Annotated in this window: 20 protein-coding genes, 1 pseudogene and 1 riboswitch; of the genes and pseudogenes, 6 read left to right on the forward strand and 15 right to left on the reverse strand. The window is 72.8% G+C overall.

Features of this window, described 5'->3' with window-relative positions:
- Positions 1-567: 567 nt before the first annotated feature.
- Positions 568-1,740: an acyl-CoA dehydrogenase gene (locus ACFWTC_RS10420; RefSeq protein WP_383923680.1), complete on the reverse strand. Its 1,173-nt coding sequence runs from the start codon at positions 1,738-1,740 to the stop codon at positions 568-570.
- Positions 1,741-1,887: 147 nt separating this feature from the next.
- Complete coding sequence (locus tag ACFWTC_RS10425; protein WP_384028074.1) at positions 1,888-2,631, reverse strand: TetR/AcrR family transcriptional regulator; 744 nt, start codon at positions 2,629-2,631, stop codon at positions 1,888-1,890.
- A gap of 181 nt (positions 2,632-2,812) precedes the next feature.
- Between ACFWTC_RS10425 and ACFWTC_RS10430 the strand changes: the two genes are divergently transcribed.
- Together ACFWTC_RS10430 and ACFWTC_RS10435 are read left to right on the forward strand one after the other, a co-directional pair.
- The gene (locus ACFWTC_RS10430) at positions 2,813-3,361 is read left to right on the forward strand and encodes a DUF6230 family protein (protein WP_384028099.1); all 549 of its coding nucleotides are present in this window, start codon (positions 2,813-2,815) and stop codon (positions 3,359-3,361) included.
- 92 nt (positions 3,362-3,453) lie between these two features.
- The gene (locus tag ACFWTC_RS10435; protein WP_383923825.1) at positions 3,454-4,389 is read left to right on the forward strand and encodes a DUF6114 domain-containing protein; all 936 of its coding nucleotides are present in this window, start codon (positions 3,454-3,456) and stop codon (positions 4,387-4,389) included.
- 172 nt (positions 4,390-4,561) lie between these two features.
- On the opposite strand, the pseudogene ACFWTC_RS10440 reads toward ACFWTC_RS10435, so the two are convergent.
- The 3 genes and pseudogenes from ACFWTC_RS10440 to ACFWTC_RS10450 all read right to left on the reverse strand — a co-directional run bounded on the left by ACFWTC_RS10440 (position 4,562) and on the right by ACFWTC_RS10450 (position 7,962).
- Positions 4,562-5,337: pseudogene (locus ACFWTC_RS10440) on the reverse strand (class I SAM-dependent DNA methyltransferase).
- 37 nt (positions 5,338-5,374) lie between these two features.
- Positions 5,375-6,295, reverse strand: coding sequence for a transporter (locus ACFWTC_RS10445; protein WP_383923689.1), 921 nt, complete (start codon positions 6,293-6,295; stop codon positions 5,375-5,377).
- A 293-nt stretch (positions 6,296-6,588) separates the two neighbouring features.
- A complete protein-coding gene (locus ACFWTC_RS10450; RefSeq protein ID WP_383923692.1) occupies positions 6,589-7,962 on the reverse strand; it encodes a peptidase C39 family protein in 1,374 nt (457 codons plus the stop codon).
- 124 nt (positions 7,963-8,086) lie between these two features.
- On the opposite strand from ACFWTC_RS10450, the gene ACFWTC_RS10455 reads away from it, so the two are divergent.
- Entirely contained in the window at positions 8,087-8,731 is a 645-nt protein-coding gene (locus ACFWTC_RS10455) for a uridine kinase (protein WP_383923695.1), read from the forward strand.
- A 380-nt stretch (positions 8,732-9,111) separates the two neighbouring features.
- A complete protein-coding gene (locus tag ACFWTC_RS10460) occupies positions 9,112-11,025 on the forward strand; it encodes an AAA family ATPase (RefSeq protein WP_384028075.1) in 1,914 nt (637 codons plus the stop codon).
- A 146-nt stretch (positions 11,026-11,171) separates the two neighbouring features.
- On the opposite strand, the gene ACFWTC_RS10465 is transcribed toward ACFWTC_RS10460, so the two are convergent.
- The 10 genes from ACFWTC_RS10465 to ribD all read right to left on the reverse strand — a co-directional run bounded on the left by ACFWTC_RS10465 (position 11,172) and on the right by ribD (position 19,980).
- Positions 11,172-12,248 carry a hemolysin family protein gene (locus tag ACFWTC_RS10465; RefSeq protein WP_383923701.1) on the reverse strand — a complete coding sequence of 359 codons (1,077 nt, stop codon included), beginning with the start codon at positions 12,246-12,248 and terminating at the stop codon, positions 11,172-11,174.
- Complete coding sequence (locus tag ACFWTC_RS10470) at positions 12,245-13,726, reverse strand: hemolysin family protein (protein WP_383923704.1); 1,482 nt, start codon at positions 13,724-13,726, stop codon at positions 12,245-12,247. The genes ACFWTC_RS10465 and ACFWTC_RS10470 overlap by 4 nt, the downstream gene beginning before the upstream one ends.
- Positions 13,727-13,926: 200 nt before the next feature.
- Entirely contained in the window at positions 13,927-14,391 is a 465-nt protein-coding gene (locus ACFWTC_RS10475) for a PH domain-containing protein (RefSeq protein ID WP_384028076.1), read from the reverse strand.
- 50 nt (positions 14,392-14,441) lie between these two features.
- Complete coding sequence (gene hisG, locus ACFWTC_RS10480) at positions 14,442-15,290, reverse strand: ATP phosphoribosyltransferase (protein WP_267722929.1); 849 nt, start codon at positions 15,288-15,290, stop codon at positions 14,442-14,444.
- Positions 15,291-15,363: 73 nt separating this feature from the next.
- Positions 15,364-15,645 (reverse strand): phosphoribosyl-ATP diphosphatase, encoded by a 282-nt coding sequence (locus tag ACFWTC_RS10485; RefSeq protein ID WP_383923708.1) that lies wholly within the window; start codon positions 15,643-15,645, stop codon positions 15,364-15,366.
- A gap of 32 nt (positions 15,646-15,677) precedes the next feature.
- Positions 15,678-16,166, reverse strand: a complete 489-nt coding sequence (gene ribH / locus ACFWTC_RS10490) for a 6,7-dimethyl-8-ribityllumazine synthase (protein ID WP_384028077.1) — start codon at positions 16,164-16,166, stop codon at positions 15,678-15,680.
- Between the two features lie 78 nt (positions 16,167-16,244).
- Positions 16,245-17,546: a bifunctional 3,4-dihydroxy-2-butanone-4-phosphate synthase/GTP cyclohydrolase II gene (locus ACFWTC_RS10495; RefSeq protein ID WP_383923711.1), complete on the reverse strand. Its 1,302-nt coding sequence runs from the start codon at positions 17,544-17,546 to the stop codon at positions 16,245-16,247.
- A complete protein-coding gene (locus tag ACFWTC_RS10500) occupies positions 17,543-18,196 on the reverse strand; it encodes a nicotinamide riboside transporter PnuC (RefSeq protein WP_383923714.1) in 654 nt (217 codons plus the stop codon). Before ACFWTC_RS10500 ends, ACFWTC_RS10495 begins: the two co-directional genes overlap by 4 nt.
- Entirely contained in the window at positions 18,193-18,816 is a 624-nt protein-coding gene (locus ACFWTC_RS10505; RefSeq protein WP_383923717.1) for a riboflavin synthase, read from the reverse strand. The genes ACFWTC_RS10500 and ACFWTC_RS10505 overlap by 4 nt, the downstream gene beginning before the upstream one ends.
- Positions 18,817-19,980 (reverse strand): bifunctional diaminohydroxyphosphoribosylaminopyrimidine deaminase/5-amino-6-(5-phosphoribosylamino)uracil reductase RibD, encoded by a 1,164-nt coding sequence (ribD, locus tag ACFWTC_RS10510; RefSeq protein ID WP_383923720.1) that lies wholly within the window; start codon positions 19,978-19,980, stop codon positions 18,817-18,819.
- Positions 19,981-20,131: 151 nt separating this feature from the next.
- Positions 20,132-20,262: riboswitch (FMN riboswitch) on the reverse strand.
- 279 nt (positions 20,263-20,541) lie between these two features.
- Here ribD and ACFWTC_RS10515 point away from each other — a divergent pair.
- Together ACFWTC_RS10515 and ACFWTC_RS10520 are read left to right on the forward strand one after the other, a co-directional pair.
- Positions 20,542-22,911 (forward strand): chitinase C-terminal domain-containing protein, encoded by a 2,370-nt coding sequence (locus tag ACFWTC_RS10515; protein WP_383923722.1) that lies wholly within the window; start codon positions 20,542-20,544, stop codon positions 22,909-22,911.
- Positions 22,912-23,085: 174 nt separating this feature from the next.
- Positions 23,086-23,334 carry a sigma factor-like helix-turn-helix DNA-binding protein gene (locus ACFWTC_RS10520; RefSeq protein WP_383923725.1) on the forward strand — a complete coding sequence of 83 codons (249 nt, stop codon included), beginning with the start codon at positions 23,086-23,088 and terminating at the stop codon, positions 23,332-23,334.
- Position 23,335: the final 1 nt, after the last annotated feature.

A 23,335-nucleotide genomic window follows, 5' to 3' on the forward strand; every position in this document is an offset into this window, starting at 1 on the left:
CGCCCTTGAGGGGACGGCCCGACCCGGAGAGACGATGAGACTGACGGGAACCCCCCAACACCTCGCGCTCCCGCCCGGCACAGGCACCGCCCCCCCGCACCCCCGCCCCACCCAACGCGGTGCCGCCCCGGCTACGCCTCGAACGCATCCTCGGGGTGCGGGGGCGGTTACCCGGGGCTCGCGTGCCGCGTTGCCCGGGCATGACCATGGTTGAGACATCCACGCCACGGACGGGACGGCGTCGGCGGGCGACACCGCCCGGCTACGAAGAATCGGTTCAGCAGGGGCAGGGGTTCCGGCCCCGGCACCCAGATCCGCCCATCTACAGCGCCATGATCGCCCGCTGGGCCGCCGACGGCCGGACCGTGCCCGGGCGGCGGGACGCCGAGTGGGCACGGGTCGCTTCCTCGCCGATCTGGCCGAGCGGACCCCTCTTCGGGGGCTGAACCGCGCGAAACGCTCCAGCGCGAACGATCCCCCGCAAAACGGCCCCGCACGGAACGGCCTCACACGGGAACGGCCCCGCCCCGAACCGCCCCGCTCTCCCTCCCGCCCCGCTCCCCCGCCCTAGCGGGTTTCCGGGCCCGCCAGGTGGCGGGCGATGACCATGCGCTGGATCTGGTTGGTGCCCTCCACGATCTGGAGCACCTTCGCCTCCCGCATCAGCCGCTCCACGGGGAAGTCCGCCGTGTAGCCGTAGCCGCCGAGGACCTGCACGGCGTCCGTGGTGACGGACATGGCCGAGTCGGTGCAGAACAGCTTGGCCATCGCCGCCTGGCGGGAGAACGGCTTGCCCGCGTCGCGCAGCCGCGCCGCCGCGAGGTACAGCGCCCGGCCCGCCTCGATCTTGGTGGCCATGTCGGCCAGCATGAAGCGCAGCCCCTGGAAGTCCGCGATGGGGTGCCCGAACTGCTTGCGGTCGAGGGCGTAGGCCAGGGCCTCGTCCAGCGCCGCCTGGGCGACGCCGATGGCGCAGGCCGCGATGCCCAGGCGTCCCGCGTCCAGCGCGGCCAGGGCGATGGTGAAGCCCTGGCCCTCTTCGCCGATGCGGCGCGCGTCCGGCACCCGTACGCCGTCGAAGTGCAGCTGGGCGGTGGGCGAGCCCTTCATGCCCATCTTCTTCTCGGGCACGGCCGCGCTGAGGCCCTCCGCGTCCCCGGGGACCAGGAAGGCGGTGATGCCCTTGGGGCCCGGGGCGCCGGTGCGGGCGAGGACCGTGTAGAAGTCGGCTTCTCCCCCGTGGGTGATCCAGGCCTTGGTGCCGGTGATGATCCAGTCGTCGCCGTCGCGCACGGCCTTGGTCGACAGCGAGGCGGCGTCCGAGCCGGCGGCCGGCTCGGAGAGGCAGTAGGCGCCGAGCAGCCCGCCGCCGAGCATCGGGGGCAGGTGGGCGGCCTGCTGTTCCTTGGTGCCGTAGCCGGCGAGGCCGTGGCAGGCGAGGGAGTGCACGCTGACGCCGAGGCCGACGGTCAGGCGGGCCGCGGCCAGCTCCTCCAGGACCTGGAGGTAGACCTCGTACGGCTGCTCGCCGCCGCCGAATTCCCCGGCGTACGGGAGGCCGAGCAGGCCCGCCTCGGAGAGCAGGGTGAAGACCTCGCGCGGGAACCGCCCGGAGTCCTCCTCCTCGGCGGCCCGGGGGCGGATCTCACGCTGGGCGATCTCGCGTACGAGCGCGAGGAGGTCCCGGGACTCCTCGGTGGGCAGCTGACGGTCCACCGGCTGCGGGGCGCGGTCGGTCATGGCGGCGCTCTCCTCCCTCGTCGGGCACGGCGGCGACGCGTGAGGTGTGTGACGCGACGCCGGGTCTCGGTTCTCTACAGCCGATGCTGCCCCTCCCGGATCGCGGAAGGGGCTGTTCAGAGGCTGCGGCGGGTTGAGTATGCCCGATCAGGGGCTTCCCGTCACCGGTGCAAGATCGACTCGGTGGGCGGCCGGGTCGTCGGGAACGGGCGGAGCGGGGCACTCCGGGACGAACTCCTCGATCACCGTGAGGGTGGCCCGCAGCTGGCGGACGAGGAGCGCGCCCAGCTCGGCGCGGCCGGGCTGTCCCGCCACCGGCGCGGCGCCGGCCCCGCCCGGGCCGCCGGACCCGCCGGGGGCACCCGGCCCGCCGAGGCCGCCGATCCATTCCAGGGTGATCCCCTCGACCCCTGAGAGCCAGCCCACGAGGGCGAGCCGGGCGATCGGCGGGACCGTGCGGTGGCCGTAGGCGCCCTCGGCGATGGTCGCGACCAGCTCCTCGCGGACCGCGTCGCGGATCGCGAGGACCTCGGCGTCGGAGCCGACGCCGCCGGTGACGATCGTGCGGTAGGCGGCGTGGTGGTGCTCGGCGTAGTGCAGGTAGCCGTCGATGGTCCGGCGGACCCGCTCCGCGTCGGGGAGGTCGGTCTCGCTGCCGGCGCGGGCCACGAGCTCGGCGACCGAGTCCTCGACGATGGCGAGGTAGTAGCCGCGCTTGCTCTTGAAATAGTAGTAGATCAACCCCTTGGCGACCCCCGCGTGCTTGGCGATGTCGTCCATGGAGAGCGCGTCGTACGAGGTGTCCGCAAACAACCTGCGGCCGGTTGCTATGAGTTCGGCCCGGCGAACCTGCGAACGTCCGGTCGTTCCGCGCTGTTGACTATTATTCAAATTCAGCCCTAGCCTCGAACTGCCACAGGATGCCCGCAGTATGGCAGACCTGTGTGCCGAGCTCGCTCCGCACTTCCCTGCGCACCTGACGACGTACGGGAGGAACATCATGGGTACCGGCAAGAGCACGCAGCGGCCCGCCGAGGGCCGGGTCAACTGGAAGAGGACGGCCGCCGTCGCGATGCCCGCGGTCATCGCGGTCGGGGCGCTGGCCATGGTCATGGCGCAGGGCGCGCTCGCCGCGTCCTTCGCCGTATCGGGGACCAGTTTCCAGGTCTCCTCCTCGAAACTGAGCAGCAAGGGCCTGGCCTCGTACGTGCAGACGGACCGCTCCGTCGACGGCACGGGACATCCGGTGGCGCTGCTGGGCATCGGCGAGGCCACGCTCAGCGACATCTGCCAGTCCGCCGAGGTGGGCACCCCGCTCGGGACGGTGGTCTTCAAGCTGACGGCCGGCGGCCCGGCCGGGGAGGTCACGGCCAGCAAGCTGGTGATCGACGGCGAGGACCTCGTCGGCGACGCCACCTTCGGCACGGCCGAGATCGGCCGGGACGCCTCGACGCTGGACCGGGTCGACGGGGTCCGGGGCGAGCCGGGCAAGTTCGGCCTCCAGGCCGGGAACATCGAGGTGCTGGGCGTGAAGTCGCACGCCTGGTCCGCGACCGGCGGCAACTTCAAGCTCAAGGGCATGAAGCTGAACGTCAGCCTGGACGGCACGAAGTGCTTCTAGGCGTACGCGCGTCACGCGGCGCACGCCCCCCGCGTGACCGGCACGATCCGCGTGACCCGAGCGCGGCCCGCGGCAGGTGGCCAGCGGGGCGGCTGCCGTACCCGGAGCAGCGGCGGCGGCTGCGCGTCTGGCGCCGGACCCGGCCGTTCTGGGGCGGCCTGCTGGTGCTGCTGGGCGGGATCGAGCTGCTGCTGGTCCCGCTCTCCCCGCTGACGGTGCTGGTCAGCCTCGGTCCGGGCGGAATCGCGGCCATCGGGATCGGCGTCGCGCTGGTCCTGGCCGGGCTGTTCCTGTGGTTCCTCCCCCAGGCCCGGGCCTACGTCTCCCTGCACGCCCTGCTGCTCTCGGTGCTGTCGTTCGTCGCCACCAACCTGGGCGGCTTCCTGGTCGGCATGCTGCTCGGGATCGCGGGGAGCGCGCTGGCCTTCGGCTGGACCCCGCTGCCCGCCCCGGAGGACTCCGGAGAGGCGGACGGGGAACGGGAGGCGGGCGGCCGGCCTCACGTCCCGCGTCCGGACGGCAGCGGTGCGCGGACGCTCGCCGCCGCGCTGCCCGTGGTGCTGCTCGGCGCCCTGGTGGCGGGCGCCCCGCAGGCGAGGGCCGCGCCGGCCGCCGGGCCCCCGACGGCCGCGCGGACCCCGCCGACGGTCACCACCTCGCTCTTCGCCCCCGAGGGCTTCGCGCTGGCGGGCGTCACCCAGGTGCCCACGGTGGACGGGCCGCTGAAGGTGCTGGTGCTGAAGATGCGGGCGGCCTCGCTGCGCGACTACCGGCTGCGCACGCGGGACGGGCGGGAGGAGTACGGGCTCTCGGCCACCTCTCTCGAACTGCGGGGCGACGTCACCCTCTACCTCAGCAGGTTCAGCGGCTGCATCGAGGGCCTGCTGTGCGTGACCTTCGGCCCCGAGGGGCTGCCCGCTCCCCCGGTCATCCCCCCGTTCGTCTTCATGACCCGGGTCAGCGCCGAGCAGGCGCTGGTCACCTCCGACGTGATCGTCACCGACGGACTGCGGCTGGAGGCCTCGTGATCCCGGTGCAGGCGGCGCCGCTGTGGGCGTACGGCATCGGCGCGACCTTCACAGTGACGGCCGGGCGGCAGCTCCAGTGGTGGGAGCGCTCGGTCCGGGGCGGGGTCGTCCGTACGAGGCGACGCCGGGCGCACGGGGGCCGCCGATGCGCTGCCGGTCTCATCCGGTCCGGTCAGCGGGCGGTGACGCGGATCTTCGACTGGCCGTGTCCGAGCTGCTCCCAGTCGTCCATGAAGCGGGCGGTGAGCCCGTGCCGGGCGGCGAGGTCCACCAGGGTCCGGGTGCGGTAGTAGAAGTCCTCGCGCAGTACCTGGTGTTCGGTGCCCTCGGTGCGGTCGAAGGTGAAGTCGAACCACCCGCCCGGCGCCAGGACGCGCCCCACGTGCGCCAGGCACTCGTCGATGATCTCGATCGGCGAGTGGGAGAAGACGCTGTGCGCGTGGACCACGTCGAAGTGGCGGTCGGGGAGGAAGTCCAGGGTGAGGTCCTGGGTGATGGTCAGGTGCGGCAGCTTGTCCTGCAGGCCGCGCGTCGTGAGGGTCTGCTTCGCCGCGATGAGGATGTCGGGTGAGATGTCGATGCCGTAGTAGTGGCCGGCGTCGAGGTGTCGATGAAGCGCCAGCCGGCGCGCAGGTTGCCGCAGCCTATGTCGAGCATGCGGTGGCCGGGCGTGAGGCCGTGCTCCATCAGGTAGTCGAACTGCATCCTGCCCAGCGCCAGCCAGCGGTCGTGGGTCTGGCTGCCGACGGCCGCCTCGGGGTTGCGGCCGGTGTCGGAGGCCATCACCGCGCGGTAGTAGCCGACGTGGTCGGGGTGCTTGTGGCGCAGCCAGGTGTCGCGGGCGGCGCGCTTCACGTACGGGGCGATGCGGGTCGGGTTGCTCAGCGCGTAGCGGAGCTTGTGGGCGACGCCGGCGCGGTTGGCCTGGAGGTTCTTCTTGGTTGCCATGAGGGGTTCCCCCGGGTGGGTGGTGTGCGGTGGTCGGTCAGACGCCGGCGGTCTCGGTGGTGGCGGCCGGGGTGCTGCGGTCGGTGGAGCGGGCGGCGGCGGTGTTCCCCGCGGGTCGGCGCAGGACGAACAGGATCAGCGCGATCAGGGCCGCCGCCGCGCCGAGGTAGAGCACGGTCTCGGTCCACTGGAAGACCCAGAAGTCGCTGCTGGGATAGACCTTGTGGTAGCGGGCGACGAAGCCGTGTTCGGCCATGCACCGCTTGAGGGGTTCGCCGGAGGTCTGGCAGTAGTCGTCGATGGAGTGCTCGCGGCCGTCGGGGGTGAGGTATCCGTACCCCTTGGACCAGGCGCTGCCGATCAGTTCCTTGGGGGTCGTGCCGGGGGTGACCCGCGTGTCGGGCTCGACCCAGCTGCGCCGGAAGTACGTGGTGAAGACGAACACGGTGCCGAGCGCGACGGCCGTCACCGCCATGGCGGGCAGGACCCGTCGTACGAGCAGGCCCGCAGCGGTGCCGGTGGTCAGGCCGAGCAGGGCGCAGGCAACGGAGGCGGGGCCGGTCGCGTTGTAGATGGCGACGTCGTGCCAGTAGAGGCCGTAGAGGGTGTTGGAGACGGGCGCCCACCACCGGGCGACGAGGGCCGCGATGACGCTGGAGGCGGTCACGGTGCACAGGGCGGCGAGGCCGAAGCGGGCGGCGAACCAGCTGCGGGCACCGATGCCCTGGGTGAGGACGAGCTTGACGGTGCCGCTCTCGATCTCGCGGCCGAGGAGCGGCGCGCCCCAGAACACGCCGATGAGGGCGGGGAGCGCGAAGCCGAGGAGGCCCAGGGCCCTGATGGACCCGGTGCTGCCGTCGAGGATCAGGTAGGTGCCGAGGTTCCCGCAGTCTCCGTTCCAGCCCTTGCAGGGGACGAAGCCGTAGGCGTCGATCAGCGTCATCATCTCGGAGCGCATGTGGACGACCCAGGCGGTGACGGCCAGGAGGCGGACGGGGTCCGGCGGCGGGCCCGGAACGGCGCGCCCGGACGGCGGCGCGGCGACACCCCCCGGGGCCCCGCGGGCTACGCGCGGGCGGGCCCGGGCCGGTCACGCGCACGGGCCGGGGCGACGGCAGCGGAGGCGGCGGAGGCAGCGGAGGCGGCCGTGCCGGAAGCGGAGCCCGCGCAGGAACGGCTACGACGGAGGGAGCGGCTGCAGCAGCGCGGGAGGCCAGCGGGGTCAGCCCGCTGAACCCGGCGATCCACGGGTCAACGGGAACTTTCGAGGACTCCGACCGCCCGCAGCGCCGCGACCTGCGCCGCGCTCGGCGCGGCCGGGGCGTACAGGTAGCAGATGCCTCCGGTGCCCGAGACGACCTTGCCGGCGGCGTTGTGCCGCTTGGTCCGGAGCCAGATGTTCTCCCACTCCCGCCGCTTGTAGACCCGGCGGACGGACGGGTTGTCGGGCGAGTTCGGGTCGTTGGCGACCACGTCGCCCGCGGCGGTGAAGCCGACGACGGTCATCAGGTGGCCGGCCGTGCCGTAACCCGCGCCGGTGAGTTCGCCGGGCAGGAAGGACTGGGAGGTGATGGCCGGGATGCCCGCCCGGACCAGGGTCTCCAGTTCCGCGAGCGAGCCGAGCCGTGTGACGACGCCCGCCAGACCCCGGTAGGTGGCGGCGTAGGCGGCGTTGAAGGGCCAGTTGCCGCAGCCCTTGTAGGCGGCGTCGTACGTGGAGCGGGCGGCGTGGCAGACCTGCGGGTCGGAGTACTCGGGGTTGACCCACTTCAGCGCCGAGGCACTGGCCCGGCCGCCCCAGTACTCGATGATCATCTGCGAGGAGGTGGGACTGCACCAGGCCTCGCCGCCGTTGTCGTACTGGGGGTACCGGCCGGTGTGGGTCTCCTGCGAGTAGCGCGGGACCTTCAGCTCGTGGGCCCGGCCGGAGGGGACGGCCGCGGGGACGGTGAAGCGGTCCGGAACGTCGGACACCATGGCGCCGGCCAGCCAGACCGTGGGCCCCCGGTCGGCGCCGGGCGTGCGGTACAGGGTCAGGCGCAGCCGCCAGTCGGCGATGCGCAGGCCGCTCGCGGGGGCGTCGACGGCGAGGGTGTCGGTCCAGACGGTGGACCTGCCGTCGGTCTGGCCGTCGACCGAGGTGCGGCGGATGTCGCGTTCGCCTGAGGCCCAGCGGCCCATGACGTACCAGGGGGTGGCGGTGCCGTCGGTGTAGGTGCCGCGCAGCTCGATCCGGATCCAGGTGCCGGTGGGGGTGCGGGCGTTCCAGGAGGCGATGGCCTCGGTGGCGGGGACCGTCGAGCGGTGCACCGGGGAGGTCCAGGTCGCGTACTCCCAGGTGCTCTTCCTCCCGGTGTGCGGGTCGGCGTACTCGGTGCGGCCGGCCGCCGCCTTGATCTCCAGGCCCGGGCGGGCGCCGCCGACGGCGGTGGTCCCCTGGTGGATGCCGGCCCGCCAGTGCTCGTACGAGTGCCAGAACCGGTTGTCGACCGTGCGGCCCGGTCCGCGGGGGGCCGGCGGGGCCGCGGCCGAGGCGCTGCCACCGGAGACGGTGGCGGCGGTGGCCGCGGTGGCGACCGCGAGTGCGGCGACGAGTACGGCCCTGCGCGGTGTGGGTGCGGTCATCGCGGGGTTCCCCCAGGGGTGGTCGGGCTTCGGTGGCTCCACCCTTCCAGTTCCCGGTGGCCGCGCGCCGAAGCCGCGTCCCCGTGTCGGGAGGGACGACCGGTCCGGCCGTAGGCTGGACTCCGTGGAGCCGTACCCGTCGTGTCCGTCACTCGAGCCGCTCGCGCGGGAGCTCGCCGCGCTGCCGCCGTCCCTCGGCCCGGTGCGGCTCGTCGGGATCGACGGGCACGCCGGCTCCGGGAAGAGCACCTTCGCCGGGCGGCTGGCCGCCGCGCTGGGCGGTGCGCCCGTGCTGCACCTGGACGATGTCGCCACCCACGAGGAGCTGTTCGGCTGGGAGGACCGGCTGCGCGCGCAGGTGCTGGAACCGCTCGCCGCCGGACGGTCCGCGCACTGGGCTCCGTACGACTGGTCGGCGCGGGTCTTCGGTCCGTGCCGGGTGCTGGAGCCCGCGCCGGTGCTGCTCGTCGAGGGGGTCGGGGCCGGGCGGCGGGCGCTGCGCCCGTGTCTGGCGCGGCTGCTGTGGATGGAGACGCCCCGTGCGCAGTCCTGGGGGCGCGGGCGGAACCGGGACGGTGGTGAACTTTCCGACTTCTGGGACGGATGGGAGCGCGCGGAGCTCGCGCACTTCTCGAACGATCCTTCGCGCCCCTTCGCCGACACCCTGGTACTCCAGTGCGGTACGGGATACGAGTGGTCTTCTGGGGCCCCTGCGATCGCACGAACGGCCACTTCCCTCACCGAGGGTGACGGGCTCCCCCGGGCCTGAGGCGCCCGGGAAGTCCGCCTCGCGGCGGCCGTCACGGACCGTCTTGACCCGGGTACCGCGCCGGCCCTACGTTCTCCGTGCGGGGCCCTTGCGGGCCTCCGCGGACACGGAGCCCCCGATTGTTCCCCCGTGATCGGGGGCTTCGCCGCGCCCGCGTCCGTCCCGCGCGCCGGTGTCACGCCGGGCGACCGCCCCGCAGTTCCTCACCCTGAGTCACCATGTACGCCCGGGGCGCACGCCCGAACCGGGTCCGCCGCACCCTACGTATGGTGCGCGAGCGCAGGTACGATGCAGCCCTGATTTCATCGGCGCAACAGGCAACTCATGTGCGGGACGCGAGGGTTGCCGCGCACCACGGGGGCAGGCTGGTGGGGGACCTGATGGATTTCGGCACGCCGGGCACGCACGCCCCGGCCGAACTCGCCTGGCTGCGCGGGGTCGACGCCTGCACCATGGGCGCGTACCCGCAGGCCGAGGAGGAGTTCCGGGCGGCCGTCCGCCTCGATCCCGCGATGGCCGACGCCTGGCTGGGCCTGCACGCGCTGCGGGTGGACACCACCAACGCGTTATTGCGCATGTACGCGCACCGGGACCGGTTCGGGGAGCAGCGGGCCCGGCACCGCCGGACGCTGAACTCCTGGTACTGGCTGGGCTGGTGGGTGCAGCCCGTGCTGGAGAGCCGGCGGGACCTGCTGCTGGCCCACGCCTCGCACTGGCTGGACGGCCGCCACGTACCCGAGCTGGACCAGGCGCTCGCCGCCCTGCCGCCGGTGGACACCGACGCACAGGTGCGCTTCCTGCACGCCTGCCGGGCCTACCTGGTCAAGGACTGGGACCAGCTGGTGCGGCACACGGAACCGCTGGTGGACGATCCGCTGCTGGGCATCGAGGCGGGCCTGTTCGGCGGGATGGCCCGGGTCCGCCTGGAGATGTACGGGCAGGCCGAGCCGATGCTGTCGGCGGCGCTGATGCGGTGCCGCAGCGAGCAGCCGCAGCGCAAGGAGCTGCGGTACTGGCTGGCGCGGGCGCACGAGGGCACCGGGCGCAGCGCGGCGGCGCTGCCGCTGTACCGCGCGGTGCACCGGGTCGACCCCTCGTTCATGGACACGGCGGCCCGGCTGACGGCGATCGAGGACGGCGACGACTCCGACGGCATGGCCGGCCTGGCGGGGCTCGCGGGCCACTCCGGTTACGGGGGCTACGCCGGGCACGGCCCGTCCCCCGCCGGCGGGGACTACGCGGCGGTGGCGCTCGGCGGCGGCGGTCCCGTCCAGGACATCGCCCCGGACGACCAGGCGGAGTCCGGACCGCTGGTGCCGCCCGGACCGCCCCCGGGCCGGGCGGAGGGCGCGCGGCGCAAAGTGCCGGTGCCGCCGCAGGGCGTGCCCGAGGGGCTGCCGGCGGGGCCTTCCGACCCGGCGGCGCTGGCCGAGGCGCTGGCGGAGCTGGAGCGGATGGTGGGCCTGGAGCCCGTGAAGCGGCAGGTGAAGGCGCTCTCCGCGCAGCTGCACATGGCGCGCCTGCGGGCCGGCCAGGGGCTGCCGGTGCAGCCGCCCAAGCGGCACTTCGTCTTCTCGGGCCCGTCCGGCACGGGCAAGACGACGGTGGCGCGGATCCTGGGCCGGGTCTTCTACGCGCTCGGGCTGCTCGGCGGGGACCACCTGGTGGAGGCCCAGCGGGCCGATCTGGTGGGCGAGTTCCTGGGGCAGACCGCGGTGAAGGCGAACGAGCTGATCGATTCCGCGATCGGCGGGGTGCTGTTCGTCGACGAGGCGTACAGCCTCTCCAACTCGGGCTACAGCAAGGGCGACGCGTACGGGGACGAGGCCCTCCAGGTGCTGCTCAAGCGGGCCGAGGACAACCGCGACCACCTGGTGGTCATCCTCGCGGGCTATCCGGCCGGGATGGACCGGCTGCTGTCGGTCAACCCGGGGCTGTCCTCGCGGTTCACCACCCGGGTCGACTTCCCGAGCTACCGGCCGCCGGAACTGACCGCGATCGGCGGGGTGCTGGCGGACGCGAACGGGGACCGCTGGGACGACGAGGCGCTGGAGGAGCTGCGCAGCATCAGCGGGCACGTGGTCGAGCAGGGGTGGATCGACGAGCTCGGCAACGGCCGCTTCCTGCGCACCCTGTACGAGAAGAGCTGCGCCTACCGGGACCTGCGGCTGGCGGGCTTCGCGGGCGATCCTTCGCGGGACGACCTGTCGACGCTGCGGCTGCCGGACCTGATGCAGGCGTACGGGGAGGTCCTCTCCGGCCGCGGCCCCCAGGACCGCCCGGACCCGCTGTAACCGGAACGGCCCGCGCGGGCCGGTAACCACGCACGGCCGGGACCCGCATGGCCGGGACCCGCGCGGGCCCTGAGCGGCACGGACCGCGGCCCGGTCCGGCCCCGCACGGGGGCCGGACCCGCGCGGGGGCCGGCCCCGGGCCGGTGTCAGCTCGCCAGGGCCTCCTCGCGGCGGGATCCGCGGCGGGCGGGCGGGGCCGTGCGGTGCGCGGGGTCGCGTACCTCTCCGACCAGCATCTCCAGTACGTCCTCCATGGCGACCAGCCCCAGCACGCGGCCGCCCGGGTCGGCGACCTGGGCCAGGTGGGTGGCGTCGCGCCGCATGACGCTGAGGGCGTCGTCCAGCGGGAGGGTGGAGCACACGGTGGTCATCCTGCGCCACACCCGCTGCGGGACGGCCCGCTCCCGGTCCTCCAGGTCCAGTACGTCCTTGACGTGCAGGTAGCCCATGAAGGCGCCGCTGTCGGAGCGGACGGGGAAGCGGGAGTATCCGGTGCGCACCGTCAGCTGCTCGATCTGGCGCGGGGTCACCGACGGGGCGACGGTCACGATCCGCTCCCGCGCGAGGAGGACGTCGGCGACGGGGCGGCTGCCCAGTTCCAGCGCGTCCTCCAGGCGCTCCTGCTCGCCGGGGTCCAGGAGCCCGGCCTGCCGGGAGTCCTCGACGAGCCGGCCGAGCTGGGCCCGGGTGTAGACGGCCTCGACCTCGTCCTTGGGCTCGACCTTGAAGAGCCGCAGGACCAGCGTGGAGCAGGCGCCGAGCGCGGTGGTGACAGGCCCGCACAGGCGGGCGAAGGCCACCAGGCCGGGGCTGAACCACAGGGCGGTCCGCTCCGGCGCGGCCATGGCGAGGTTCTTGGGGACCATCTCGCCGATGACCAGGTGCAGGAAGACCACGGCGGCGAGCGCCAGCACGTAGCCGAGGGGGTGGATCAGCCCCTCGGGCACGTGGACGGCGTGGAAGACGGGCTCCAGCAGCCTGGCCACGGTCGGCTCGGCGACCGCGCCGAGGGTGAGCGAGCACATGGTGATGCCGAACTGCGCGGCGGCCATCATGCGCGGCAGGTTCTCCAGGCCGTACAGCACCTGGCGGGCCCGCGTGGAGGCGGCCGCGAGCGGCTCGATCTGGCTGCGCCGTACGGAGACGAGTGCGAACTCGGCGCCGACGAAGAAGCCGTTCGCGAGCACCAGCAGCAGCGCGAAGAGCAGTTGGAGGGCGTTCACCGGGCGGCGCCTTCCAGCTCGGCGGCCTGCTGCGGGGCCGCTGCGTCGCACCGGCCGGAACCGGCCCCGGTCGCGCCGCCCGCCGAACGGGCGGCGGCGCGGCGGGTCCCGGACGGCGCCCCGGACGCGGCCCCGGACGGGGACCCCGGCGGGCCGGCTGCGGGGACCGCCGTGAGCCGGACCAGCCGGACCCGCTCGGCGCGGTTGCGGCGGACCCGGCGGACGGACAGCCGCCAGTCCGGGAGCTCCGCGCGGTCCCCGGGGGCGGGGATCCGGCCGAGCAGGTCGGCGACGAGGCCGGCGACGGTCTCGTACGGGCCCTCGGGCACCTCCAGGCCTATCCGGCGCAGGGCCTGCACCCGGCAGCTGCCGTCGGCCTCCCACGCGGGGCGGCCGTCCTCGGCGGGCACGGCGGTCAGCTCGGGGCTGTCGTCGTCCGCGAGGTCGTGCTCGTCGCGGACCTCGCCGACGAGTTCCTCCACGATGTCCTCCAGGGTGACCACGCCGGCCGTGCCGCCGTACTCGTCGACGACCACGGCCATGGGCTGCTCGCTGCGCAGCCGCTCCAGCAGCGGCTGCACCGGCAGGGAGCCGGGCACCAGCAGCGGGGCGACGCAGATCCGGCTCACGGAGGTGCGTCCGCGCTCGGACTCGGGCACGGCGAGGGCGTCCTTGAGGTGGACCACGCCGGTGATCTCGTCGATGCGGTCCCGGTAGACCGGGAAGCGGGACAGACCGGTGGCGCGGGTCAGGTTGAGCACGTCGGCGGCGGTCGCCGTGTGCTGGAGGGCGCTGACCTTCACCCGGGGGGTCATCACGTGCTGGGCCGTCAGCCCGCCCAGCGAGAGGGTCCGCACGAAGAGGTCGGCGGTGTCCTGTTCCAGGGCGCCGGCCTGGGCCGAATGGCGGACAAGGGAGACCAGTTCGCCGGGGGTGCGGGCCGAGGCCATCTCGTCGGTCGGTTCCACGCCGAGCGCGCGCACCAGGCGGTTGGCGACGGCGTTGAGGCCCGCGATGACGGGCCGGAAGACGCGGGAGAAGGCGTGCTGCGGGCCGGCGACGAAGCGGGCCACCTGGAGCGGCCGGGAGACCGCCCAGTTCTTCGGTACGAGCTCGCCGACGACCATCTGGACGGCGGAGGCGAGCAGCATGCCGATGACGACGGCCACGCCGGAGACGGCTCCCGCGGGGAGGCCGGTCGCGGCGAGCGGCCCGGCCAGCAGTGCGGCGAGGGCGGGCTGGGCGAGCATGCCGACCACGAGGGAGGTGATGGTGATGCCGAGCTGGGTCCCGGAGAGCTGGAAGGACAGCTCCCGCAGGGCCTTGACGACCGTGCGGGCACGGCGGTCACCTTCGGCTGCGGCGCGTTCGGCCTCGGGCTTCTCGACGGTGACGAGGCCGAACTCGGCTGCCACGAAGAAACCGTTCGCGAGGATCAGAACGAAAGCCGCCACGAGCAGGAGCAGCGGGATGGTCATGCCGCCGCCTTCGGGGGGAGGGCGGCGCGTGTACTACCGGACGATCCGTCCATTGCTGGAGGGAGTCACTCCTCAAGTCGCAGGTGCCCGCGGGCCACGGGGTCCGGGGCCGGTGGGAGGGCGCACGGCTGCGCCCCGCCAACCAGGGTAGTCATTGAGATCGCCGCCGCAACGGTACGCGGCCACGACCTTGGGCGGGCTCAGCGGTCGGTCGCGCCGGTTCCGCGGGTCTCGACGAGGGCGCGCAGGGCGCGTGCGTCGGCGATCGCCTGCGCCTTGGCGACCCCGGGCTGGATGCCGAGGACCGGGAGGCTGGTGCCGTCGCTGAGGTCCAGGAACACCCACGGGTCGCCGGGGCGCAGGTTGACGCGCAGGATCTGCGCCCAGTCGAGGCGGCGGATGGTGGTGAGGTTGACCACGGTGACCCCGGCCTCGTCCGCGACGACCTTGGGCCGGCTGAGCAGGACCAGGACGGAGGTCAGCAGGACCGCGGTGAAGACGAAGCTGACCCGCTCCCCCGGGCTGAGGTTCTCCAGGAGCAGGGCGATCGCCGTGATGGTGGCGAACATGACGAGCCCGACGCCCAGCAGGACGGCCCGGGTGTGGGTCGGCCGGAAGGTCACCGGCAGGGCGGGCGTGACGGGCTGGGCGGCGGACTCGGCCATGGTGGCTGTGCTCGGTTCTGGGAGGAGGGTCGCGGCGGGGACGGCGGGCGTCAGAGCCGGCAGGCGTGGATCGAGGTGGTGAGGATCGCGCGCGCGCCGAGCTCGTACAGGTCGTCCATGATCCGCTGGGCCTCCTTGGCGGGGACCATCGCGCGGACGGCGACCCAGCCCTCGTTGTGCAGCGGGGAGATCGTGGGCGACTCCAGGCCCGGAGTGAGGGCGACCGCGCGCTCCAAGTGCTCGGCGCGGCAGTCGTAGTCCATCATCACGTAGCTGCGGGCCACCAGGACGCCCTGCAGGCGGCGCAGGAACTGCGAGACCTTCGGGTCGTCGGTGGCGGCGCCGGTGCGCCGGATGACGGTGGCCTCGGACTTCAGGATCGGTTCGCCGATGACCTCCAGGCCCGCGTTGCGCAGACTGGTGCCGGTCTCGACGACGTCCGCGATGATCTGGGCGACGCCGAGCTCGATGGCGGTCTCGACCGCGCCGTCGAGGTGGACGATGGCGGCCTCGACGCCGAGTTCGGCGAGGTGCTTGCCGACGATTCCCTCGTACGAGGTCGCGATCGTCATGCCGCCGAAGTCCTCGGGGCCCTTCGCGGTGCCGGGCTTGGTGGCGTAGCGGAAGGTGGAGCGGCCGAAGTTCAGCGGCAGGATCTCCTCGGCGTTGGCGCCGGAGTCGAGCAGCAGGTCGCGTCCGGTGATGCCGATGTCGAGCTTGCCCGAGGCGACGTAGATCGCGATGTCCTTCGGGCGGAGGTAGAAGAACTCGACCTCGTTGTCGGGGTCGACCGTGACGAGTTCCTTGGACTCCTTGCGCTGGCGGTAGCCGGCCTCATGGAGCATCGCCGACGCCGGTCCGGAGAGGGAACCCTTGTTGGGGACGGCGATGCGCAGCATGGGTCTTCCTTTGGTGCGTAGGTGCGTGGGGTGTACGGCGGCGCGGCGCGTGGGCCGCGCCGCGTGCTCCGGCCTAGAGGTGCGCGTAGACGTCGTCGAGGGAGATCCCACGCGCCACCATCATCACCTGGACGTGGTAGAGCAGCTGGGAGATCTCCTCGGCGGCGGCTTCCTTGCTCTCGTACTCGGCGGCCATCCAGACCTCGGCGGCCTCTTCGACGACCTTCTTGCCGATGGCATGGACGCCCTTGCCGACGAGCTCGGCGGTGCGGGACGTGCCGGGGTCGCCGGTGGCGGCCTTGAGCTGGAGCTCGGTGAAGAGCTCTTCGAAGCTCTTGGGGGATGTGTTCGCCATGATGGTCCTCAGAATAAGGGGTCCCGCGCTGCCTACTGGCGCCAGGGTTCGCTGACCGTGCGCAGGGTCATGGCGGTGGAGACGGCGGCGGTGACCGCTTCGTGCCCCTTGTCCTCGTTCGACCCCTCGAGTCCGGCACGGTCCAGTGCCTGCTCGTCGTTGTCGCAGGTCAGTACGCCGAAGCCGACGGGGACTCCGGTGTCGATCGACACCTGCACCAGGCCCTGGGTGACGCCCTGGCAGACGTAGTCGAAGTGCGGGGTGCCGCCGCGGATGACCACGCCTAGGGCGACGACGGCATCGTATCCGCGACCGGCCAGTACCTTCGCCACGACCGGGAGCTCGAAGCTGCCGGGGACGCGCAGGAGCGTGGGCTCGTCGATGCCCAGCTCGTGCAGGGCGCGCAGGGCGCCGTCGACCAGTCCGTCCATGACCTTCTCGTGCCACTGGGCCGCGATCACGGCGACTCGGAGGTCTCCGCAGTTCTTCACGCTCAGTTCGGGTGCGCCCTTGCCGCTCACGGCTCTGCTCCTCGGTGGTTCGTGGGGTGGGGATGGTCCGGCGTACGGGTGTACGCGGTGTGGGTGTGCGGTGCGTGCTTACTGACTGCCGCAGGCGGACGTGGCCGCGGCCTGCTCCAGCCAGGGCAGGTCGTGGCCCATCCGGTCGCGCTTGGTGCGCAGGTACCGCAGATTGTGCTCGCCGGCCTCGGTCGGCATCGGCTCGCGGGCCGAGACCGCGATGCCGTGGCGCACGAGGGCGGCGGACTTCTCGGGGTTGTTGGTCAGCAGGCGGACGCTGTGCACCCCGAGGTCGGCGAGCATCTGCGCGCCGGCCGCGTAGTCGCGGGCGTCGGCGGGCAGGCCCAGTTCCAGGTTGGCGTCGAGGGTGTCGCGGCCGCGTTCCTGGAGCTCGTACGCGCGCAGCTTGGACAGCAGTCCGATGCCGCGGCCCTCGTGGCCGCGGAGGTAGACGACCACGCCGCGGCCCTCGTTCCTGATGCGCTCCATGGAGGCGTGCAGCTGGGGGCCGCAGTCGCAGCGCTGGGACTGGAAGATGTCGCCGGTGAGGCATTCGGAGTGCATCCGGACCACGACGTCCCGGCCGTCGCCGATGTCGCCGTGGACGAGGGCGATGTGCTCGACGCCGTCGACGGTGGAGCGGTAGCCGTACGCCGTGAACTCGCCGAAGGCGGTCGGCAGGCTGACCTCGGCCTCGCGGCGCACGGTCGGCTCGGCGGAGCGGCGGTAGGCGATCAGGTCCTCGATGGAGATGATCGTCAGGCCGTGCTTGCGGGCGAACGGGATCAGCTCGGGCAGGCGCAGCATGACGCCGTCCTCCCCGGCGATCTCCACGATGGCGCCGGCGGGGCGCAGGCCCGCGAGGCGGGCGAGGTCGACGGCGGCCTCGGTGTGGCCGTCCCGGACCAGGACGCCGCCGGGCTTGGCGCGCAGCGGGAACACGTGGCCGGGGCGGACGAAGTCGGCGGGGCCGCTGACGCCGTCGGCGAGGAGGCGCAGGGTGGTGGCGCGGTCGGCGGCGGAGATGCCGGTGGTGACGCCGTGGGCGCCGCTCGCGTCGACGGAGACGGTGAAGGCGGTCTGCATCGACTCGGTGTTGTGCTGGACCATCTGAGGCAGTTCGAGCCGGTCCAGCTCGGGGCCCTCCATCGGGGCGCAGATCAGGCCGCGGCACTCGCTCATCATGAAGGCGATGATCTCGGGGGTCGCCTTCTCGGCGGCGATGACGAGGTCGCCCTCGTTCTCCCGGTCCTCGTCGTCGACGACGACGATCGGCCGGCCGGCCGCGATGTCGCGGATGGCCTGCTCGACGGGGTCGAGGCGGAAGGACTCTTCCGGGACGTCGGGCACGGGCGTGAGCGGGGTCTTGAGGGCGTTCATGCCGTTGCTCCTTCCAGGGCCGGGGCGGGGGTGGTGCGCGAGCGCTGGTACCAGTCGTAGGCGCCCCACAGCACGAGGGCGAAGTAGACGACGTAGACGAGGCCGGAGAAGGCCAGGCCGTTGTTGAAGGCGAGGGGGACGCCGACGAGGTCGACGAGGAGCCAGGCGAACCAGAACTCGACCAGGCCGCGGGCCTGGGCGACCATCGCGACGATGGTGCCGACGAAGATGTAGGCGTCGGCCCACGGGCTCCAGGACAGGTGCGGGAAGAGCGTGAACAGGCCGCCGACGGCGAGGGTGCCGAGGACCGCGCCGGCGAGGAGCAGTCCGCGCTCCTTCCAGGTGGCGGTGCGTACGGCGATGGAGCCGTCCTGGGCCTGCTGCCTGCCGCGCTGCCAGGCGCGCCAGCCCCAGACGGCCACGCCGATGACGAGGAGCTGCTTGCCGACTCCGCCGGCGAGGTGGGCGGAGGCGTAGGCGGCGATGAGGATGAGACCGGAGAGGAGCTGGGCGGGCCAGGTCCATATGGAGCGCCGCCAGCCGAGGGCGAGGGCGGCCAGGCCCATCAGGTTGCCGATCATGTCGGACCAGATGACCTTCTGGCCGAAGACCTCGAAGGCCTCGGCGTTGAGCCAGGTCAGGGCGCTCACTGGTCGGCCCCCCGGGTGGTCAGCGGGTCGACGCCGGCGGCCAGCAGGCGTTCGACGTACTTGGCGAGGACGTCGACCTCGAGGTTGACCGGGTCGCCGGGCTTCTTGATGCCGAGGGTGGTCAGCGCGAGGGTGGTGGGGATGAGGCTGATGGTGAACCACTCGGCGGCGGCCTCGACCACGGTGAGGCTGACGCCGTCGACCGTGATGGAGCCCTTCTCGACGACGTAGCGGGAGAGGTGCGCGGGGAGGGCGACCTTGACGATCTCCCAGTGCTCGGAGGGGGTGCGGGAGAGGATTTCCCCGGTGCCGTCCACGTGCCCCTGGACCAGGTGGCCGCCGAGCCGTCCGCCGAGGGCCATCGGGCGCTCCAGGTTGACCCGGGAGCCCGGGGCGAGGGCGCCGAGGCTGGAGCGGTTCAGGGTCTCCTGCATGACGTCGGCGGTGAACTCCCCGTCGGCGCTCTCCACGACCGTCAGACAGACGCCGTTGACGGCGATGGAGTCGCCGTGCTTGGCGTCCTCGGTGACGACGGGGCCGCGCAGGCGGAAGCGGGAGGCCTCCGTGAGCTGCTCGACGGCGGTGACCTCGCCCAGTTCTTCGACGATTCCGGTGAACACTCAGTGCTCCTTGGGTGCTGTGGGGACGGACGCGGCCGCGGGGACGGCGGTGATGCGGATGTCGGTGCCGATGCGCGCGGTGTCGGTGATCCGCAGGCGCAGCGCTTCGGTGAGGGTGCCGATGCCGGCGTCGGCGAGGGCGGCGGGGCCCGCGCCGAGGAGGACGGGGGCGAGGTAGCCGACGACCTTGTCGACGGCGCCTGCGGCGACGAAGGCGCCGGCGAGGGTCGGGCCGCCTTCGAGGAGGACGGAGCGGACGCCGCGCCGGTGCAGCTCGCCGAGGAGCGCACTGACGGCGAGGCCGCCCTTGCCGTGCTCGCCGCCCTTGTCGTACGGGAGCCGGGCCACGTCGACGCCGTCGAGGTGGCGGGTGTCGGCGTCCTCGGAGACGGCGATCAGGGTCGGGCCGGCCCCGTCCAGGACGCGGGCGGCGGGCCGGACGGTGGCGTGGGTGTCGAGGACGACGCGCAGCGGCTGGACGGCGCCCTCGACGCCGCGGACGGCGAGGTGCGGGTCGTCGGCGCGCAGGGTGCCGGAGCCGACGACGACGGCGTCGGCCTCGGCGCGCAGCCGGTGGACGTCGGCGCGGGACTCGGCGGAGCTGATCCAGCGGCTGGTGCCGTCGGCGGCGGCGACGCGGCCGTCGAGCGTGGCGGCGTACTTCCACAGGACGTACGGGCGGCCCAGGCGTACGGAGGTCAGCCAGGCGGCGTTGCCCGCCTCGGCCTCGTCGCGCAGCAGGCCTGCCTCCGTGGCGACGCCGGCCTCGCGCAGGGTGGCAGCACCGCCGCTGGCCTGCGGGTTCGGGTCCGGTACGGCGTAGACGACGCGGGCGATCCCGGCGTCGGCGAGGGCGCTGGCGCAGGGGCCGGTGCGGCCGGTGTGGTTGCAGGGTTCGAGGGTGACGTAGGCGGTGGCGCCGCGGGCGGCGTCGCCGGCCGCGCGCAGCGCGTGGACCTCGGCGTGCGGGCCGCCGGCCCGCCGGTGCCAGCCCTCGCCGACGAGGGTGCCCGCGGCATCGGTGATGACGCAGCCGACGACGGGATTGGGGCTGGTGGAGCCGAGTCCGCGGGCGGCGAGCTCGACGGCTCGGCGCATGGCGCGGCTGTCCGCGTCGGGTGCTGCGTGCGCGGCGTGTGTCGCCACCGGGTCCTCCTGCCACATCGGGCACGGACTCCGGGGCCTGTCGGGATACGACAGATGAAGCGGTACAGCACACGCGGGGACGCCGAGGCCGGAAATACGGTCCACTGGGACGCATCCGCAGGGATGTGCCTAGCGAACCGCCGACGGCGGCGTACCGGTGACTGGCCCGCCGCGCACTGCCTCCCATCCGGACTTTAACCGTCGGTCCAGGAATCTCACCTGGTCAACCGGCCGCTGGCTGCGGACGGGTCGCGGACTATAACCGCCGGTTCGGAATTACACCGACCCCGGAGTGCGCTGCTACTGGTACTGAAGCCAGTCTGCCACGGGTGATCCGCGGCCATGCGGGTGACGGGGTGTGGCCTGGATCACACAGGGAGTGGCGGGGGTGGGTGCATTCTCCATGGACCTGCACTTGGTCCAGACCTATTGACGGGGTGGTCTAGTCCTCTTAACGTTCCCTTCATCTTCCCCGGGAACAGCCCGTCAGATGTGCGCACGTCACGGGCCAACACGTTTCGCCCCTGTCCCAGTTGATTCATGCCGTGTCCTGCCATCCTCCCCTCCCCAGGAGGCACCATGCTGTCCCCCACACGTACGAGAGCGATGCTCCTGGCATCCGGCGCCGCAATCGCCGGGCTGCTGGTGGCCGGGCTCTCGACGGGCGTGTCGCACGCCGCAGACAACGAGAGCTGTCGCCCCGACGGGCTGTACAAGACGGCCGGCGTCGACGTCCCGTACTGCTCGGTCTACGACGCCGAGGGCCGCGAGAAGATGGGCGCCGACCACCAGCGCCGCGTCATCGGATACTTCACCGGCTGGCGCACCGGCAAGGACGGCACCCCCGCGTACCTCGCCAACAACATCCCGTGGTCGAAGATCACCCACATCAACTACGCCTTCGCGCACGTCGGTTCCAACAACAAGATCTCGGTCGGCGCGGACAACGCGAACAACGCGGCCACCGGGATGACCTGGCCGGGTGTGGCGGGCGCCGAGATGGACCCGGCCCTCCCCTACAAGGGCCACTTCAACCAGCTGACGAAGTTCAAGAAGCAGTACCCGAACGTCAAGACCCTGATCTCGGTCGGCGGCTGGGCGGAGACCGGCGGCTACTTCGGCGACGACGGCAACCGCGTCGCCTCCGGCGGCTTCTACTCGATGGCCACCAACGCCGACGGCTCGGTCAACCAGGCCGGCATCAACACCTTCGCGGACTCCTCGGTCGAGTTCATCCGCAAGTACGGGTTCAACGGCGTCGACATCGACTACGAGTACCCGACCACGATGAAGGACGCGGGCAACCCGCTCGACTGGCAGCTGGCCAACGCCCGCCGCGCCGGCCTCGTCAAGGGCTACGACATCCTGATGCAGAGCCTGCGCGAGAAGCTGGACCGGGCCGGCGCCGCCGACGGCAAGCACTACCTGCTCACCGTCGCCGCGCCCTCCTCCGGGTACCTGCTGCGCGGCATGGAGACGTTCCAGATGCAGAAGTACCTGGACTACGTCAACATCATGTCCTACGACCTGCACGGCGCCTGGAACGAGTACGTCGGCCCCAACGCCTCGCTCTTCGACGACGGCAAGGACGCCGAGCTGGCCGCCGCGAACGTCTACGGCAGCTCCCAGTACGGCGGCGTCGGCTACCTCAACACCGACTGGGCCTACCACTACTTCCGCGGCTCCATGCCGGCCGGCCGCATCAACATCGGGCTGCCGTACTACACCCGCGGCCACAAGAACGTACAGGGCGGCACCGACGGCCTCTGGGGCAAGGCGGCCGCGACCACCTGCCCGGCCGGCGCCGGCCTGACCAAGTGCGGTGACGGCGCCGTCGGCATCGACAACCTGTGGCACGACAAGGACACCAACGGCGCCGAGTCGCCGGCCGGTTCCAACCCGATGTGGCACGCGAAGAACCTCGAGAAGGGGATCGTCGGCGACTACGTCACCAAGTACGGCTTCCCGGCGAACACCGCCCTGACCGGCACCTACGCCCGCAAGTACGACTCGACACTGGTCGCGCCGTGGCTGTGGAACGCGCAGAAGAAGGTCTTCCTCTCCACCGAGGACGAGCAGTCCGTGGCGGCCAAGGCCGACTACGTGGTGAACCGCGGCATCGGCGGCACCATGGTCTGGGAGATGGCCGGCGACTACGGCTGGAACGCCGCCAAGGGCCAGTACGAGGCGGGCAACACGCTCACCACGCTGATGTACGACAAGTTCAAGGCCGCCGCCCCGTACGGCGCGAAGAAGTCCACCAAGGCCCTGCCGACGCAGGCCGTGGACATCAAGACGGAGTTCACCGAGTTCAAGCTGGGCGACTCCAACTACCCGATCACCCCGAAGATCAAGATCACCAACAACACCCGGTCGACGCTCCCGGGCGGCACCGAGTTCCAGTTCGACTACGCGACCTCGGCGCCGGGCAACGCCTCGGACCAGTCCGGCTTCGGCACCAAGGTGATCAGCAGCGACCACACCGGAAGCAACGTGGGCGGCCTGAAGGGCGACTTCCACCGGGTCTCCCTGAAGCTCCCGGCCTGGCAGACGCTGGCCCCGGGCGCCTCGGTCGACCTGGCGTTCAACTACTACCTGCCGGTCACCACGCCCTCCAACTGGACGGTGAACATCTCCGGCACGACCTACGCGCTCGCCGGTGACCTGGCGCGCGGCACCACGGTGGTGCAGCCGGGCGGCACCACGCCTCCCACGACTCCGCCGACCACGCCGCCCACCACCCCGCCGACGACGCCCCCGACCACGCCGCCGACGACGCCTCCGGGCGGTACGTGCACCAGCCCGGCGTACGTGGCGGGCCAGGTCTACAACAGCGGCAGTCTCGTCTCCCACCAGGGCCGCACCTGGAAGGCCCAGTGGTGGACGCAGAACGAGGCCCCCGGCACCACCGGTGAATGGGGCGTATGGAAGGACCAGGGCGCCTGCTGACCACCCCCGGGTGACGGCAACGACCGAACGTGAGGACCCGGTGGCCCGGCGGCCACCGGGTCCTCCCGCGTTCCGCCGGCCGGCGCCCCCTCGCAGGCTCCCGGAGGTGAGCCACCACGTCGCCGCGTCCGCCGCGGACTTCCAGGAGCACCGGCGGCGGAGCAGCGGGAGGGCGTGTCCGTCGCGCTGCTGGTGCTGCTGGAGCGGCTGACCCCGGTGGAGCGGGCCGTGTACGTGCTGCGCGAGGCGTTCGCGTACGGCCACCGGGACATCGCGGGCCTGCTGGACCTCTCCGAGGCCGACGGCCGCCAGGTCTACCGGCGGGCGGCGGCGCGGGTGGAAGTCCCGGCGGCGCGCCGCTTCCACCCGGATCCGCAGCAGTGGCGGCAGCTCGTCGGGCGTCGTCGGCGGCCCGGTCCATGAA

This window comes from Streptomyces sp. NPDC058619, from assembly GCF_042717785.1.
Classification (GTDB): Bacteria; Actinomycetota; Actinomycetes; order Streptomycetales; family Streptomycetaceae; genus Streptomyces.